Here is a 16,165-nt window from a genome sequence, read left to right on the forward strand (position 1 = left end):
GTCATTGCTTATTCTCCTGTTAGTGGATTATAAGCAGTTACACAAAGTTTGGGAAAGGCTCTACTGGACTCAAACTTTTTGACTTATCTCTTGGAAGGTAAGAATATTGATGAAAATGATGTCGATCTTCTTGAGCGTCTGATGGATTTATTAGCACTCGTCAATGATGATAATGTCGAGCTGGCCATCACACCATTGCTGCGATATGAGTTTTTAAGAAAGTTTGGTCAGAATGAGAGTGAAGATTTTAATAAATTTAAAGCAGCTGTTGAAGAGTTTACTTGGTTAGATATCAGCAAAGACGTAACGGATTTGGCGACCAATCTATACCGTTTAGATAAACATGAAGCGGATAGTAAAGGTATACCAAAGAACTTAGAAAAGCGAAAGTTTGATGTCTTTCACTTTGCCACGGCTAAAATCAATGGTATTGAGCTACTATCCAACGACAAGCACATAGACCAAATGGAAAGGTTATACGAACGTTATCAAGCGCTTTAGTTTTTTAAATAAACTGCCCACAGCACCTTTTGAACCTCCCTCCAGAACCGCAAATACACGGCTGTTTTTGGCTGATAGTCATCGCAATTGTAGGATCTAAGAAGTACCAACGCTCATTATTATTGATTCTGTCTGTCACCTTGACAAAGGCAGACAATTCATGATGTGCTTGCAAATCCTCATTTGTCTTGAAATAAGCCTTAAACTTAACCTGCGCATGGCGTTTACCAAGTTTTGGTGTGTGCGCTACGATTTCTAATCCTGCCCAATCTGTCTCTTTTGCCCAAGACTCAATCGCCTGAATATCTAGCAATTTTTGCTGTACAGGTAGCGAGGTCTTAACAATATATTCTGGCTTGACCAATACAAACGCACTATAACGCGACCGCATGAGACGCTCAGCAGAGTCCGCTTTTACGCCATCTGTCTTATCAGCTTCTTCGCTCAATAAACTGTCATGATAAGGCTGACAGCAATCTTTATAAAGTAGCGGTGAACTTATAACGTTTGATGATGGGTTAATTTGGCAAGGGCAGGTTTGTAGGGAAATCGACATTATTTACTCGAGTTGTTATTCATTTTTTAACAGTTTTATAAATTTTAATTTAGCCAGTTTTTTATCAATTCTGGCCATAAACCGATTTTAAGTTTTGCCCAAGGTGCTGGGTCACGTAGTTGCTGCCAAAATTCATCGAAAGGTGGCGCAAAGTAGATCAAGAGCGCAAGGATGACGTACAGCAGCAGATACCACCATTTATCTTTATGCTGATAAAACTTCATCGCCGTACCCGATGAGCGCTTCATTTTCATATTCGATAAATTAACACTATATAGCTCATCTAATGCCAAATGTACCATTGCGCCGCTGAATAAAAATAAACCATAAAACCAGCTGGCCGTCAGTGGAAGTTGTAGCACGCTGTAGCTTAGGTAGGTGAGCCCCAGACCCAGTATCGCCATATAGGGTACAGAATGCATGACGCCGCGATGTACGGTCATGGTGGTAAAGATATGAAAAACCACGTAACGCATAAAACCGTAGCCAGCTAGCCATAATGCTATTAGCGCCAATAAGCTCAGATCACTACGCCAATGCATCACCAGACCAAAGGCAAAGATAAACGAGGTGATATTAAAACCCAGCTTAATCGGTGTCGAATTGTCAGAATCCAAATCAGGCAGCAGCCCACCGATGGTACCGAGCGCCACGCACATCAAAAACCCTGAATCATCGATCAACCCCGCTTTATAAACCGTCAAACTCAGCGTACCACTGGCCATGAATGCGACATTTAAGTGGGTATTAAAATTTGCCATAAAGGTTTGCCATAAAATATCGCTAAAAAGGGTGCTTAAAGCTGCCTATCTCGCAGCAAAAAAGCGCTCTATGATACCATAGACAAGCCCTACGTCTAATAGAGATCCGCCCCATGACCATCATTGACTTATCCACCACACTCCATTCTGATGTACCTATTAAAAACCTGTCTACACGCGACGGCAGTCTTGATAAAAGCTTTGCTGAAATCGATTGGCAAGCGCCGTGGTTGGCTCATTTACACCAGTTGGACTATATTAGTAATGCCATCGCTCAGCTCAGTGAGAAAAATGCTGAAGGCTTTGATAATGCTGAAGGCTTTCATAAAGCGGAGGGCTCTAATGAAGCTAAACCAAAGAGTCGGCCTGACGTGATCGCTAAGGTTTTAAACGAAGCGTTAAACCAGCAAAGTGACCATTTGCAAAACCAGCTACCTACCACCAAGCCCACGCAAAGTAATCAAGCGCATACGCTAAACTTTGTCTCACAGCATGCGTTGCCAGAAGGCGAAGCGTACGAGAGCTTTATCGCCACGACGGGGAATATCCCGACGCGTGACAACTTGCATGATTTATTTAACGGCAGTATTTGGCTGACCTTTCCCAAGACTAAAGCACTGCTTAATTATTATCATATGGCGGAGATTGCCCATCAGGGAATTGGCGCTAGCAGAGGACGCGTCCGCGATACCATCACCGTATTCGATGAAAATGGGGCGGTGCTAGTGACGTCTGAGCCGTTTATTGGCGAGGCTTTGATTAATTTCGATTGGCAGGCAAGTTTGATAGAGCCGCGCGCGCAGTGGGACAATCCACAGCAACTGAATCGTCAGTCTCAGACTGCGGTTTATGTTTTTGGTCATGCACTGCTGGAGCAATTAATACGACCGCGCAAACCTTTATGCGCACACAGTATCGTTATCCATGTTTCGCAGGATTTTTTTAGTTTATCGTTGTCTGCGCGCATGGTCTATCTGGATGGCAAAATTGCTCATTATATGGATAAGTTATTGTCAAAAAACGATGTCACACCGCGTCAGCTTGCCCCTTTACCTATTTTGGGCGTGCCGCATTTTTGGGCAGAAAATGCCGATATGAGCTTTTATGACGACCCTTATGTGTTTCGTCATGGTCGCCGCAAAAGCAAAAAGTGAAAAATCATTGAACACCTTATTTATAAACCGCTAAGCTGCTGTTGCGTTTACGATTGTGCCACGATTTGACTACGTCTAGGCGTTAACAAAGCGCTCTAGATTTGTTATGGTAAAGGAGAGTCGTTATAAACGATGCAAGGTCTAATGATTTTTCTTCGAAATTCCAACTATGAAAATACAAAATTCATTTAAGCCTTTTTCAAACGAACACCTTTATAGCAAATCCATCTAGCCACCAGTTATAACAATAAATTCATAACAATCTACCCAGTAGATAAGGAAGCTACCATGAGTGATATCTTTGACGTAAAAGACACCCTGTCGGTCGATGGCAAGGAACATGCCTACTACAGCCTGCCTGAGCTGACCAAAACCTATAGTAATATCAGTAAACTGCCATATTGCATGAAAGTCGTATTAGAAAACCTACTGCGTAACGAAGACGATGGTCAATCTGTCGGTAAGAACCACATCGAAGCGGTTGCCAATTGGGACGCAGGTGCTGAAGCTTCAAAAGAAATTGCCTTTATGCCTGCTCGCGTCGTCTTGCAGGATTTCACTGGTGTGCCATCGGTCGTCGATTTGGCAGCCATGCGTGATGCGGTGGTTGAGCTGGGCGGTAAAGCCGAGCAAATTAACCCGTTTATCCCTAGTGAATTGGTCGTCGATCACTCCGTGCAAGTCGATGCTTATGGTCGCGAAGATGCGCTAGATTTGAACGAAAAGATCGAATTTAAGCGTAATAATGAGCGCTATGAGTTCTTGCATTGGGGTCGTAACGCCTTTGAAAACTTCGTTGTCGTACCACCAGCGACTGGTATTGTCCATCAGGTCAACCTTGAGTATTTAGCTCGTGTGGTTATGGCTGCTGACGTAGATGGAGAATTAACCGCTTATCCTGATACGGTGTTTGGTACTGACAGTCATACCACGATGATTAATGGTATTGGCGTGCTTGGTTGGGGCGTGGGCGGTATCGAAGCAGAAGCTGCCATGCTTGGTCAACCATCTTCTATGTTGATTCCACAAGTGGTTGGTTTTGAGATGACGGGCAAATTAACCGAGGGCGTCACCGCAACCGATTTGGTATTGCGTGTGGTTGAAATGCTGCGTGCTCATGGCGTGGTTGGCAAGTTTGTCGAATTCTACGGTGAAGGCCTACACAGTATGCCGCTCGCCGATCGTGCGACGATTGCCAATATGTCGCCAGAATATGGCGCGACTTGTGGTATTTTCCCAATTGACCAAATGGCGATTGATTATCTGCGTCTATCAGGCCGCGACGAAGAGCAAATCGAGCTGGTTGAAAAATATGCCAAAGCACAAGGCATGTGGCACGATGCCGACACTCCAGCGGCGACCTATTCAAGCAACTTGCATTTAGACTTGTCCTCAGTACAGCCTGCGCTTGCTGGTCCTAACTTGCCACAACAGCGTATCAACTTATCTGATATGCACGAAAAATTTGGCGAAACCTTAGAAAAAATGACCAAAGATCGCAAGTCAGAAGTCGATGGCAAAGTACGCTTTGACCAAGAAGGCGGTGAGCAAGAGCAAGCCGAGGCCTTGGCAGCGCAGCCAAAGGTCAATAATAATCAAAATGATGGATATCAGCCTGCCAATGGGGTTTTCTCTACCGTTAAGATTGATGAGACAGACCATAAGTTGCGTGATGGTTCCGTGGTTATCGCAGCGATCACCTCTTGTACCAACACCTCAAACCCTGCGGTGATGATTGGTGCTGGGTTGGTAGCGAAAAAAGCCGCTGCCAAAGGTCTCAAAGCTAAGCCTTGGGTAAAAACCTCGTTGGCACCTGGTTCTAAAGTCGTCACTGATTACCTAGAAAAAACCAAACTGATGGATGAGCTGGAAAAAACGGGCTTTTACTTAGTCGGTTATGGTTGTACAACTTGTATCGGTAACTCAGGCCCGCTGCTCGAATCTATCGAGAAAGGTATTGAAGAAAATGACTTAGTCGCTGCGGCTGTACTGTCTGGTAACCGTAACTTTGAAGGTCGTATCCACTCGCATGTGAAAGCAAGCTACTTGGCGTCACCGCCATTGGTCGTCGCTTATGCACTCGCTGGTACGGTCGATATCGATATGACTACGCATCCGCTAGGTCAAGACCAAGATGGCAATGATGTGTTCCTAAAAGACATCTGGCCAACATCTGACGAGATCAATGAGCTGATTGCCAACAATATCGACGCTGAAATGTTCCGCAAAAACTATGGCGAAGTGTTTGACGGTAGTGCTGCTTGGAACGCCATTAGCTCAGCCGATAGCCAGCTGTATCCATGGGATGAAGGCTCGACATATATCAAAAACCCACCGTTCTTTGATGGTATGACCATGGAACCAGACGGTATCCGTGATATCGAAGGCGCACGCATCTTAGGTCTGTTCGGTGATTCAATCACGACCGATCATATCTCACCTGCTGGTAATATCGACCCAGACTCGCCAGCAGGCAAATACTTGCAAGAGCGCGGTGTGATGCAAGCCGACTTCAACAGCTATGGCTCACGCCGTGGTAATGATGCGGTCATGACTCGTGGTACCTTTGCCAATATCCGTATCAAGAACACGATGATGGGTGGTCGCGAAGGCGGCTATACCTATTACTTCAAAGGCGACAGCGCCACGCTACAAGACGGTGAAGAAATGGCCGTTTATGATGCCGCGATGCAGTATAAAGAAGACAAGCGTCCGCTCGTCGTCCTTGGCGGCGCGGAGTATGGTTCTGGCTCTAGCCGTGATTGGGCAGCTAAAGGTACTATTTTGCTCGGCGTAAAAGCGGTACTGACCAGCTCGTTTGAGCGTATTCACCGCTCAAACCTAGTAGGCATGGGCGTGTTGCCATTGACCTTTAAAGAAGGTGAAAACGCTGAGACTTACAAGCTCGATGGTTCAGAAGTGATCAGCATTAGTGGTCTCGATAATGGTGAAAGCAAAACCGCTAAAGTCACCGCTACGCGTGCTGATGGATCAGCAGAAACCTTTGAGGTTAACGTCGGTCTACAAACGCCAAAAGAGCGCGAATATGTGCGTCATGGCGGCGTGTTGCACTATGTGTTACGTCAATTGGCGGCTGAGAATAAAGACGCTGCTTAATGACTGATTAGAGTTAGAACGAGAAAAGCCCAATCCCAGTAAAATAGGGGATTGGGCTTTTTTATTGGGTGAGGAAAAAGGAAACTATAGTCAAAATATTCCAAAAACGCTACGATACTGCTGATATCAGTTTTTTGTAGCCTCTGTCTGCAAAGGCACAGCAAGCAAGAAAAATTGATATCAGCAGTGCGTGATGTATCGATATTACTTTTTACTGACTGTAGTATCTGGAAACTATTTCATTGAATCATCTGAAGTTCTCATTCCAGCTCTCTTTAAATACTTTATTTAAGAACGTTTCTTTATCGAGGCTACCGTCATTGTTCAAGCAAGTCTTATCGACAAAAAGATAATTCGTCCAGTTAATATCAGGAGACAGTTCATTGATTTCATTTACTATGTCAACTTCGCCAATGTCAGAAAAATCTCTAGTAATCAGTCTTTGAGCCAGCTCTAAAATGCGACTCTTTGTTCTGTACTCATAAGAATTTGGATATTCAGAAATTTTATCCAAAAATCCCTCGTAATTTATACTTAAATCTTCGTTTACATACTCCTCACTCCAGAATATATAATCACTCCAAAATGGATCGGGTGATAATTGATTTACTTCAAGATTTATTTCTATTTGCCTTGCTTCTGAGCATGTGGTGTTAAGTAACTCTTCAAGTAATAAAGTGATTTTCTGCTTAGTGTCATCGTTCATTATTATTTCCCTCATCATTTATTCCCACTGTTTCAACCTTTCTCAGTCAACAGCCTAATTCCCAGCCCGATAAATACCACACCACTGATTCTATTTAACATCGTTTCAATAGAGGGGTTTTCCCGCAGGCGTGTACTAAATCGTGCAGCTAATAAGGCCAAACACAAGCACCAAACAAAACCAGTTACAGCAAAGGTTAGTCCCAACATTAAAAATGACAGCATGCCATAAGCGTAACTAGCGTCGATAAACTGAGGAAAGAACGCCAAGAAGAATAAAGCCACTTTTGGATTAAACACATTGGTTAATACGCCTTGCTTATAGATTTTCCAGCCGTCGACATCCTTTTGACTAGTAGCGTGCTGATCTTTGGACAAACTGTTTGCTATTGAGTTTGAGCTTTTGCTCGTTAGCATCTTAAAGCCTAAATAGCACAAGTAACTGGCCCCAATATATTTGACGAGCATAAATGCCGTAGGAGAGTTGGCGAGTAATACTGATAACCCGAGCGCCGCCAATAACGTATGTACCAAAATGCCTGAGGTGATACCCAACACCGAATAAAACCCTGCTGTTTGCCCTTGCGCCATACTACGGGTAATGATGTACATGCTATCGGTGCCGGGTGTTAGGTTTAATAAAATGGCAGCAGCGATAAATCCTAGATAATTTTCAATACCAAACATCGTAATCACCTCCCTCTGATAGCTCTAGACATCCCTATGTTATAGTCAATCCTCTATAAATTAGATACGGTGTCAAGCTTGCTCAGTCTACTACTTGTAGTACTTTCACTCGCCTTCCTTGTATCCAAATTATACTGAACCGACTATATAGAGTGTTTATATATTTTATAAGTTTTTATAGGATAGATAGTAGTGAGCTTAAGTTGAATTAGCAAGAACACTCATCTTTTATCAAATCCTATCACGCCCGATATCCGCAAAATCAACCTCGTTCAAACCAATCTTATTCAAACCAAGTTATCTCAATCATTACAAACCCGCGCTACATTCAAATTTTCGTCTTGCCAAAACTCAAGAAGTCTTGCCTATTTCTTGATATCTATCCTGCAAAAACACATAAAAACAGCATCTCTGAAGCCATTAAAACGTTATGATCACAATATTTTTTATGACTTAACCAACCCATTTAACACCGCTAAATAAATAGCCAGCCAAATTGAGTACACCATGACCAGACGCGACCTTATTACCTTTTTTGCACTTTCCTTTATGTGGTCGCTCTCATTTATATTTTATCGGGTGGGTGTCCCTGAGTTTGGCTCGTTGGCATTTGCCAGCCTGCGCGTGGTATTTGCTGGTTTAACCATGCTTGTTTTTGTGTTAATCAGCGCAAAAAATCGCAAAGGTATTAAAGAAAGCTACAAAATGCTGACCGTCGTTGGTTTGTTCTCAGCTGCGATTCCCTTTGTGCTATTTTCCTTTTCAGCGCAGACCGTAAACGCTGGGGTATTGGCGGTACTTAATGCTTCTGTGCCAATGATGAGCGGCTTTATTGCCAGCACGTTTTTTAAAGAAAGACTGACTAAGCGGCAAACGCTAGGGTTGGTGATTGGCCTTGTTGGGGTGATTATTTTGATGAGTGAGAACTTGTTTGGTGCGCAAGGGCAGGGCTTGGGGACGGATTTAGGCTCAGCGTTGTTACCGATGGGTTATGCGCTATTTGCCTGTGTTGGCTATGCGATAGGGGCAAACATTACTAGGAACTATCTGTACGACATCTCACCGATTGCTATTACGGCAGGCTCATTAATCATTGCAAGCGTGGTGATGATGCCAATTGCTGTATATAAATTCCCTTATGGCGCAAGTATTAGCCTGCAAGCTTGGGTATCGGTGATTTGTATCGGGGTGTTTTCGACCGCCATTGCGCTTATCTTTATGAACCAGTTGATCAAAAATATTGGCCCCATGCGTGCAACCAGTATTACGCTGGTTATTCCCATTTTTGCGATATTTTTTGGTTATGTGTTGCTTGGTGAAGCACTGGATATCGGTGCTATCATTGGCTCAGTCGTGATTTTGTTTGGCACTTACCTATCATTAAACTTATCGTTAAGAGGCTTGGTCAAGTCGTAAACGATTTTATCGGACAGACCAGTAGTTTGTCCGATAAAGTCTTAAGCGGTGATTGAGAGTTGAAGTGAGTTGCAGTAAGCCATTATAAAAATTATAGACATAAAAAATCCCAGTCACCATATGATGACTGGGATTTTTTATTGTTCGCTTATTAGTCTAACCTGATGCTTAAAGTTGCTAAGCAAAAGTGCTAACAAGTGACGCCGTATAGTGGCGTCCCCAGGGGGATTCGAACCCCCGTTACCGCCGTGAAAGGGCGGTGTCCTAGGCCTCTAGACGATGGGGACGCATAGAGTGTTATAACCAAATGATTACAACGGTACTTCACAATATCAGAGTGCTTATCTATTAAAATAGAGCAAGCCTTGCCTAGGTGCTGATATCGTCCTACTAGCGAGTATTTATTCTAAAGTGTCAGTAAACTGAGCTTTGTCTTAAATAGTATGGTGGAGCTAAACGGAGTCGAACCGTTGACCCCTTGCATGCCATGCAAGTGCTCTACCAACTGAGCTATAGCCCCTCGCTAAGAGTGTGCGTATTTTAGGTAACAGCAGCCTTCTTGTCAACCACTATTTTAAAAATAATGCATAAATATGCGAAAAAACGTGGTTAAAGCGATTTTAGCTGCTTAACAAGCCCAAATTAGCGTGGATTTTGCTTGAGAGAGATCTCTTTGATGGCTTTATCGGTAAAGAATTCTTCTTCGGTGCCATCTGAAAAAATAATTGCACTGCATTCTGTGGGGATATATTGTCCACCTTTTTGTTGTACTGTGCTGATTCCTTTAAAGCCAACGATGTCAGATTCTTTTAATCGATCGACATTATGATTGGTATAACCACAGTAAGTGGTGTATATCCACTTTAAGTCATCAAAATCTTGACCCTTTGTCAGGGTAAGTTTTGCATCATAAAGCTCTTTTACGATGGCATCATAGTATTTCTGCGCTTCTTTGAGGGTGTTAAAGACATAATCTTTACTTTCTATCGTGACAGTTTTGGCAGCCATGTTTATTTCCAATTAAGAGTTTTGACAGTAGAAGGGTATAGTCAGGTCAATATAAAAAAGAGACAGCGTGACGGATATAAATTTTTTGTAGCCTCTGTCTGGGTAGGCACAGCAAGCAAGAAAAATTTGTACCAGTCACGCATTATAATGTCGTGTATCCATTTTATTTAGTAGCGACTATAGTAATGCTGACTAAGAATGAAAAAGGGTCAGAACTGGCCTGACCCTTTCAAATCCAAAAATTTCAGCTAATTTATTACTCAGTAGCTAAGCTATTCAGCAGCCAAAAAATCTGGCAACTCTGCTGCTTGTTTCTCTAGTTTTTTGAGTTTCTTTTTACCGAGGCCACCCAGCACGTCAACCGCATGACGCAAGCGTGTCAGGGTCATGTCAGCACCAATAATCGCCATAGAGTTCATGACAGGCGTCGATGAGGTGCTACCAGCGATAGCGATGAAGAAAGGTGCCATAAAGTCACGCATTTTAATATCAAGATGTGCAGCCAGGCCTTTTAGCGTGGCGTAGATGTTTTCTTCTGACCAAGTAGGTAAGACTTCTAGCTGCCATAATGACAGCTGTAGCATATCCATGATTTGCTCAGGTGTGAGCGATTTATGCGTAAAGCTCTCAGCGTTGATATCAGGCAAGTTTTGAAAATAGAAGCCACTCCAATTGACCGCGTCAGACAGCAATTCGATACGTGGTTGAATCGCCGCTGCGATAGCGGTTAGCTTGTCACTGTTGCTTGCCCATTCAAGGATTTTATTTTTGAGTTCTTCTGGCGTTAATGCACGTAGCCATTCAGCATTGAGCCAGTTGAGTTTCTCGATATCGAAAATAGGGCCGCCAAGCGACACACGCTGAATGTCAAAGCTGGCAATCATTTCCTCTAAGGTAAACTGCTCCGCTTCGTCAGGCATTGAGTAGCCCATACGACCGAGATAGTTTAGCAACGCTTCAGGGAGTACGCCCGCATCACGATAATAGGTGATAGACGTTGGATTTTTACGCTTAGACAGTTTTGATTTGTCTGGGTTACGCAGTAATGGCATGTGGCAAAGTACAGGCATCTCCCAACCAAAATACTCATAAAGCAACTGATGCTTAGGCGCAGAATTCAACCATTCCTCACCACGCATCACATGACTGATATCCATCAAATGGTCGTCGACGACGTTGGCTAGATGATATGTTGGCATGCCATCGGTTTTTAGCAGCACTTGCATATCGACCTGCGTCCAAGGAATCTCAACGGTGCCGCGTAGCATGTCTTGCACTTGACAGACGCCTTCGGTAGGCACGCGCATACGGATGACGTGCGGTTGATCTAATGCAACAAGTCCAGCAACTTTATCAGAAGGCAAATGGGCACAGCGGCCATCATAACGTGGGGTTTCGCCATTGGCCATTTGCTCTGCACGCATGGTATCTAGCTCTTCGCTGGTACAAAAACAACGAAACGCATGGTCTTTTTCTATGAGCATCTCGGCGTGTTTGGTATAGATGTCGCTACGCTCGCTTTGACGATAAGGCGCATGTGGGCCGCCAATATCTGGGCCTTCTGCCCAATCAAGTCCTACCCAACGTAAGGCGTCCAAAATCATTTGCTCTGATTGCTCAGTTGAACGTGTCTGATCGGTGTCTTCAATACGTAAAATAAATTCGCCGCCATGCGCTTTAGCAAAAGCCAAATTGAATAGCGCAATATAAGCAGTGCCTACGTGAGGAAAGCCAGTTGGTGAGGGTGCGATGCGAGTGCGCACAGGGCGCGTTGATGCTTGGGTTGGTTTTTGGGTCGATGTTTGCGTCATAGGAATCTCAGAATGTTGTTGTTAATAAAATAAGGCAGTGAAAGAGAGTAAGGACAAATATGAATCAAAAGTTTGAAAAAATACGGATGAAACAATAGCCGTCAATGTTGAAAAATAGCGTAAAATATAGCGCTAGTATAACAGAGAGATGTGATATTTTTAATGAAAAGCCCTTCTAGCGCTTGACTACCAGCGTATCCTTGCGATAATAATGTTAGACAAGGCATAACTTGTTTATTTTCATCCGATTTTTTACTATTACTGGCCATTATGGTCGTCATCTACTGAGTTGTTTGTGTCATTATCAAAATCAAAATCAAAATCTAAGCTAACGCCAAATGTTAACGCCAGTCCTTCTGCTGCTACTGATAGCCCTGAGTCAGCGCTTAGCCCATCTGCTATGGAAGACATTTCTGTTCAAGACCCTAATCAAGGCGATAAGGTGTCAGATGAATTAAGTTTCGTGCACGACGCTGTGCTACTGCAAGAAGCCGTCGCCGCTGTGCTTGGCGTCAATGCGCTGCCCAAGCAAACAGGCAGTGACGAACAAAGCAGTGACCGTCAAAATAGCTTGCAAATAAGTGGCATCTACGTTGATGCAACCTTTGGTCGCGGTGGTCATAGCAGGCTACTATTGAGTCAACTTGCTGATGATGCAACATTGATCGTCTTTGATAAAGACCCGACCGCCATTGCCGTTGCTCGCGAATTGGCAACTACCGACAGTCGTGTAAAAGTGGTTCATGACAGCTTTGCGACATTGACGGACAGTCTGGCAGCCATGGGCATCATGCAAGTTGATGGGTTGATGGCGGATTTGGGTATTTCCTCACCGCAGATTGATGATGGTAGCCGTGGCTTTAGCTTTATGCGTGATGGCGCGGTGGACATGCGTATGGATACCAGTCGTGGCCAGTCGGTCGCTGAGTGGTTAGAAAAAGTTGACGATGAAACCTTGGCCAATGTGCTTTATGAGTTTGGCGAAGAGCGTCACAGTCGCCGTATCGCGCGTGCGATTAAGCAGATGGAAAGTTACAAGTCCACGCTTGAGTTGGCAGAAGTAATCAAAGTGGCGCATCCTAACTGGCAGCGCGGCAAGCACCCAGCGACTCAGAGCTTTCAAGCCATGCGTATTTTTATTAACAATGAGCTGGGCGATGTCGATGACTTTTTAGAACAAAGCATTCCTATATTAAAGTCAGGCGGACAGTTGGCAGTCATCAGCTTTCATTCGTTAGAAGATCGCCGCATTAAGCAGTTTTTGCAGCGTCATAGCAAAGGGCAATATCCAGAAGACGAAAATCTGCCAATGCCGCCAAATCGTCCACGGTATTTTAGCAAGCCCAAACGTGTTGGCCCTAGTAAAGCTGAGGTCAGTCATAATCCGCGCTCGCGCAGTGCATGGTTGCGATTAGCGACACGTACGGATACCGATTATCAGCAAACACTAAAGCAATGAAACCTGTCGATGGCATACCCTAGTATTCTGGTGAGTGAATGTGACTAAATGTCTTAATATTTACGCAACTGTTAAAAAGCTGTAAATATTATCTGCTAGGCTCAGCAGTTACTTTTTTGTTTATATATGAGCTAATTTGGCGATGACGATTAGTTCTTAGCATAGATGACAGTGGGTTTTAGAATAAACGTCAATCATGGCAGGTTTTTATGGCTATCATTGCACAGCATGTTTGGTTGTATTTTTCTTGATGGTACTGAGCAGGGATGAGATTGTTATTACCTGCAGACAGTTGCTGCTCTTTTATATTTGAAGTTTACTTTTTTGAGATCGTCATGGCAATATCTGACAAACCAGCAAACCGTCGCGCCGCTACAGCCAATACCACTGACGTTGGCGAGCTATTCGTGCGCCGCTTTAATGTGGTCAGTATTTATGTCGCCGTGTTATTGCTATTGGCAGCGGCTATCGTCTGGAGCGGTATCAAAACCGCTGAGGAAGTGCAGCAATATCATCAGGATTATAGAACCTTGCAAGACATGAAAAAACAAGAACGTAAGCTGAAAATTGAACATCAGCGCCTATTAATTGAACAGCAAACCTTTAGTGCGACCCCGCAAATAGCCAGTCGTGCTGTTGCTGAGCTTGGCATGTTTTCACCAGCCCTTACAGATAAGCTCATCATTCAGCCGGGTGCTGCCGTTGCATTGGCACCAGCCCAGCCGTCTAGCGCAGAGATGATTAGAGTCAATGATTCAGACGTAATCGAAACGGATGCTCCTATAACCGATGCTCCTGTGACCGACGCCAACCTTGCGGAGGCAGGACAATGAGTGATAAAAAGCCAAATACCAATCGCGGTAAAACAACCGCAAAAAATACCAGTAAAAAACTTGCCAGCGGTAAAGTGACCAAGCCTTTGCGTCCTGCTAGTGCGGCCAAATCAGGACAAACTGACAGCAAGTCCTCAGACACCCGCAAAGCCAAACTCTTTGGTCGCCTCAAAAAAAATGAGGATCAAGGCGCGTATACCAGTGTCAAAAACCGTAAAAAAATGGTTTTTAATAAGGCCACTGGTGCATCATCTCGTGGCGGCTTTGAGTACGATAAAAACCGATTCCGTACTGTTTGGGGCATGGCGCTTGTCGTACTGGCGCTACTGATAGGACGTGCCTATTATATCCAAGTGGCCAACGCGCAGTTTTATCAAGATAAAGGTAACGAGCTCATCACCAGCGTACGGACGCAAAAATCCTACCGCGGTATGATTACCGATCGCAATAATCTACCATTAGCCGTTAGTGCACCGCTTGCGACTGTCTCCTTTAGTCCGCATGACTATTCGCGTGAATACTACGAGCTCAAACGCATTAAAATCACCAATCCTAATAGTCCACAGCTCCAAGCACGCATGCAAAAGCGACTGGATAATATGGATCTGACTCGACTGGCAGCGGCAGCAAATATTCCGGTCAGTGAATTAAAAAAGGTTACTGCTGTCGACGATAGTATTGATGTGACCGATGAGGCGGCGGTAAAAGCAGCACTACCGTCGGGCGCAGGCTCGCATTATTTGCCACTACTGAATAAAGTGACACCTGAAATAGCTCAAGGCGTCAGCTCGCTTGATTTCCCTGGTGTGTACGAAAAAAACTTCTTTCAGCGTTATTATCCGCAGCCCCAACCGAACTCGCAGCTGTTGGGTTTTATGGGGCAAAATGCCAACGATCCTGAAGGTGGTTATGAGGGACGCGCTGGTATCGAGCGCCAATTTGAAGAAGATCTGGCGGGTGATGATGGTAAGGTGTTGGTACTTAAAGACGCCAAACAAAACAGCCTAAAAGAAATCAAACAGGTTGAGCCAGAAATACCTGGCAAAGACGTGGCGTTGACGATTGATTCACGTTTACAGTATTTGCTTTATAAAGAGCTAGAGAAAGTAGGGCGCTTGCAACAAGCCCGCTGGTCAACTGGCATGGTCGTTGATGTGCAGACTGGTGAAGTATTGGCATTGTCGACATGGCCATCATTTAACTCAAATAATCTAAATGAGATGACTGGTGAAAACCAGCGTAACCGTGCGCTCCTTGATGTATTCGAACCGGGTTCAGTCATGAAGCCATTTACCGTTGCTGCCGCGCTAGATTCGGGCAAATACACATCGACTACTTTAATTGATACCAATCCGGGTTCAATTCGTGTGCGTGGTTATACCATTCGTGACCATAATAATTTGGGCACCATCAATCTTGCCACACTCCTACAAAAATCAAGTAACGTGGCCTCGACCAAGATTGCCTTATCTTTGCCCGCTGATGCTATTACCAATATGCAAAAGCAATTTGGCTTTGGTTCAAAGACACCGTTAAAGTTCCCAGCGGAAGGCAGTGGGCTTGTGGTTACACCGGAAGAAAAAGAAACCTCACGTCGTGCAACGATCAGTTATGGTTATGGTATGGAGGCGACTGTAGCGCAGGTGGCGCAGGCTTATTCGGCATTGGCAGCAGGCGGGGTCATGCATCCTTTAACCTTGGTCAAGAGTGACAAAGTGCAGCCAAGCAAACGCATCATGGCGCACGAACAAGCCATGTCGATTGTACAGATGTTAGAGAGCGTTACCGAAGAAGGTGGTACCGCCAAAGCAGCGGCGATTGACGGTTACCGAGTGGCGGGTAAGACGGGTACGTCGCGTCGTATCAACCCAAAAGGCGGTTATTATACTGACCAATATCGCAACGTCTTTGCTGGCATGGCGCCAGCATCAAACCCAAGACTGGTCGGTGTCATCTTAGTAGAAGACCCTCGAGGGCTTCATTATGCTGGTCTGACCGCAGCACCCGTATTCCATAACGTCATGAAAGAAGCGCTACGCCTCTATAATGTGCCATTAGATAAGCCCTTAAAAACTGAAGCCCAATAGGCATGGATATGGATTTTTGAGTATCCAGCTACTAATGATCTGATTTGTTTTAACTGTTTAGGATTTGCCA

At 44.4% G+C, this 16,165-nt stretch carries 13 protein-coding genes and 2 tRNA genes; 7 read left to right on the plus strand and 8 right to left on the minus strand.

Annotated elements, in window-relative coordinates; genetic code table 11:
- Positions 1-48: 48 nt before the first annotated feature.
- A complete protein-coding gene (locus tag IE130_RS10995; protein ID WP_227676206.1) occupies positions 49-501 on the plus strand; it encodes a type II toxin-antitoxin system VapC family toxin in 453 nt (150 codons plus the stop codon).
- 4 nt (positions 502-505) lie between these two features.
- Here the strand turns inward: IE130_RS10995 and IE130_RS11000 are convergent, their stop codons facing one another.
- Together IE130_RS11000 and IE130_RS11005 are read right to left on the minus strand one after the other, a co-directional pair.
- Entirely contained in the window at positions 506-1,057 is a 552-nt protein-coding gene (locus IE130_RS11000; protein WP_189585832.1) for a YchJ family protein, read from the minus strand.
- A gap of 44 nt (positions 1,058-1,101) precedes the next feature.
- The gene (locus IE130_RS11005; protein ID WP_189585836.1) at positions 1,102-1,818 is read right to left on the minus strand and encodes a metal-dependent hydrolase; all 717 of its coding nucleotides are present in this window, start codon (positions 1,816-1,818) and stop codon (positions 1,102-1,104) included.
- Between the two features lie 113 nt (positions 1,819-1,931).
- On the opposite strand from IE130_RS11005, the gene IE130_RS11010 reads away from it, so the two are divergent.
- Positions 1,932-2,972, plus strand: a complete 1,041-nt coding sequence (locus IE130_RS11010; protein ID WP_189585839.1) for a DUF3025 domain-containing protein — start codon at positions 1,932-1,934, stop codon at positions 2,970-2,972.
- 288 nt (positions 2,973-3,260) lie between these two features.
- Complete coding sequence (gene acnA / locus IE130_RS11015; protein ID WP_189585842.1) at positions 3,261-6,089, plus strand: aconitate hydratase AcnA; 2,829 nt, start codon at positions 3,261-3,263, stop codon at positions 6,087-6,089.
- 247 nt (positions 6,090-6,336) lie between these two features.
- On the opposite strand, the gene IE130_RS11020 is transcribed toward acnA, so the two are convergent.
- Positions 6,337-6,795 (minus strand): hypothetical protein, encoded by a 459-nt coding sequence (locus IE130_RS11020; RefSeq protein ID WP_189585845.1) that lies wholly within the window; start codon positions 6,793-6,795, stop codon positions 6,337-6,339.
- A 32-nt stretch (positions 6,796-6,827) separates the two neighbouring features.
- Positions 6,828-7,481, minus strand: coding sequence for a LysE family translocator (locus IE130_RS11025; RefSeq protein ID WP_189585848.1), 654 nt, complete (start codon positions 7,479-7,481; stop codon positions 6,828-6,830).
- A 507-nt stretch (positions 7,482-7,988) separates the two neighbouring features.
- Between IE130_RS11025 and IE130_RS11030 the strand changes: the two genes are divergently transcribed.
- A complete protein-coding gene (locus tag IE130_RS11030; protein WP_189585851.1) occupies positions 7,989-8,897 on the plus strand; it encodes a DMT family transporter in 909 nt (302 codons plus the stop codon).
- 211 nt (positions 8,898-9,108) lie between these two features.
- Here IE130_RS11030 and IE130_RS11035 read toward each other — a convergent pair.
- From IE130_RS11035 to gltX, 4 genes are all read right to left on the minus strand, one after another.
- Positions 9,109-9,184, minus strand: a tRNA-Glu gene (locus tag IE130_RS11035).
- A 157-nt stretch (positions 9,185-9,341) separates the two neighbouring features.
- Positions 9,342-9,417: transfer RNA gene (locus IE130_RS11040), tRNA-Ala, on the minus strand.
- A gap of 122 nt (positions 9,418-9,539) precedes the next feature.
- Positions 9,540-9,905, minus strand: coding sequence for a hypothetical protein (locus IE130_RS11045; RefSeq protein ID WP_189585854.1), 366 nt, complete (start codon positions 9,903-9,905; stop codon positions 9,540-9,542).
- Positions 9,906-10,177: 272 nt separating this feature from the next.
- A complete protein-coding gene (gltX, locus tag IE130_RS11050) occupies positions 10,178-11,716 on the minus strand; it encodes a glutamate--tRNA ligase (protein ID WP_189585857.1) in 1,539 nt (512 codons plus the stop codon).
- A gap of 400 nt (positions 11,717-12,116) precedes the next feature.
- Here gltX and rsmH point away from each other — a divergent pair, with 400 nt between their 5' ends.
- The 3 genes from rsmH (at position 12,117) to IE130_RS11065 (ending at position 16,095) form a co-directional block, all read left to right on the plus strand.
- The gene (rsmH, locus tag IE130_RS11055; protein WP_189586159.1) at positions 12,117-13,175 is read left to right on the plus strand and encodes a 16S rRNA (cytosine(1402)-N(4))-methyltransferase RsmH; all 1,059 of its coding nucleotides are present in this window, start codon (positions 12,117-12,119) and stop codon (positions 13,173-13,175) included.
- Positions 13,176-13,510: 335 nt separating this feature from the next.
- Positions 13,511-14,008, plus strand: coding sequence for a cell division protein FtsL (locus tag IE130_RS11060; RefSeq protein WP_189585860.1), 498 nt, complete (start codon positions 13,511-13,513; stop codon positions 14,006-14,008).
- Entirely contained in the window at positions 14,005-16,095 is a 2,091-nt protein-coding gene (locus IE130_RS11065; RefSeq protein WP_189585863.1) for a peptidoglycan D,D-transpeptidase FtsI family protein, read from the plus strand. The genes IE130_RS11060 and IE130_RS11065 overlap by 4 nt, the downstream gene beginning before the upstream one ends.
- Positions 16,096-16,165 lie beyond the last annotated feature (70 nt).

The organism is Psychrobacter glaciei, assembly GCF_014652895.1.
GTDB lineage: Bacteria > Pseudomonadota > Gammaproteobacteria > Pseudomonadales > Moraxellaceae > Psychrobacter > Psychrobacter glaciei.

Coding starts and splice junctions, on each gene's coding strand:
- IE130_RS11000 (WP_189585832.1), bottom strand. CDS start 1,057: ATGTCGATTTCCCTACAAACCTGCCCTTGCCAAATTAACCCATCATCA.
- IE130_RS11005 (WP_189585836.1), bottom strand. CDS start 1,818: ATGGCAAATTTTAATACCCACTTAAATGTCGCATTCATGGCCAGTGGT.
- IE130_RS11010 (WP_189585839.1), top strand. CDS start 1,932: ATGACCATCATTGACTTATCCACCACACTCCATTCTGATGTACCTATT.
- acnA (WP_189585842.1), top strand. CDS start 3,261: ATGAGTGATATCTTTGACGTAAAAGACACCCTGTCGGTCGATGGCAAG.
- IE130_RS11020 (WP_189585845.1), bottom strand. CDS start 6,795: ATGAACGATGACACTAAGCAGAAAATCACTTTATTACTTGAAGAGTTA.
- IE130_RS11025 (WP_189585848.1), bottom strand. CDS start 7,481: ATGTTTGGTATTGAAAATTATCTAGGATTTATCGCTGCTGCCATTTTA.
- IE130_RS11030 (WP_189585851.1), top strand. CDS start 7,989: ATGACCAGACGCGACCTTATTACCTTTTTTGCACTTTCCTTTATGTGG.
- IE130_RS11045 (WP_189585854.1), bottom strand. CDS start 9,905: ATGGCTGCCAAAACTGTCACGATAGAAAGTAAAGATTATGTCTTTAAC.
- gltX (WP_189585857.1), bottom strand. CDS start 11,716: ATGACGCAAACATCGACCCAAAAACCAACCCAAGCATCAACGCGCCCT.
- rsmH (WP_189586159.1), top strand. CDS start 12,117: ATGGAAGACATTTCTGTTCAAGACCCTAATCAAGGCGATAAGGTGTCA.
- IE130_RS11060 (WP_189585860.1), top strand. CDS start 13,511: ATGGCAATATCTGACAAACCAGCAAACCGTCGCGCCGCTACAGCCAAT.
- IE130_RS11065 (WP_189585863.1), top strand. CDS start 14,005: ATGAGTGATAAAAAGCCAAATACCAATCGCGGTAAAACAACCGCAAAA.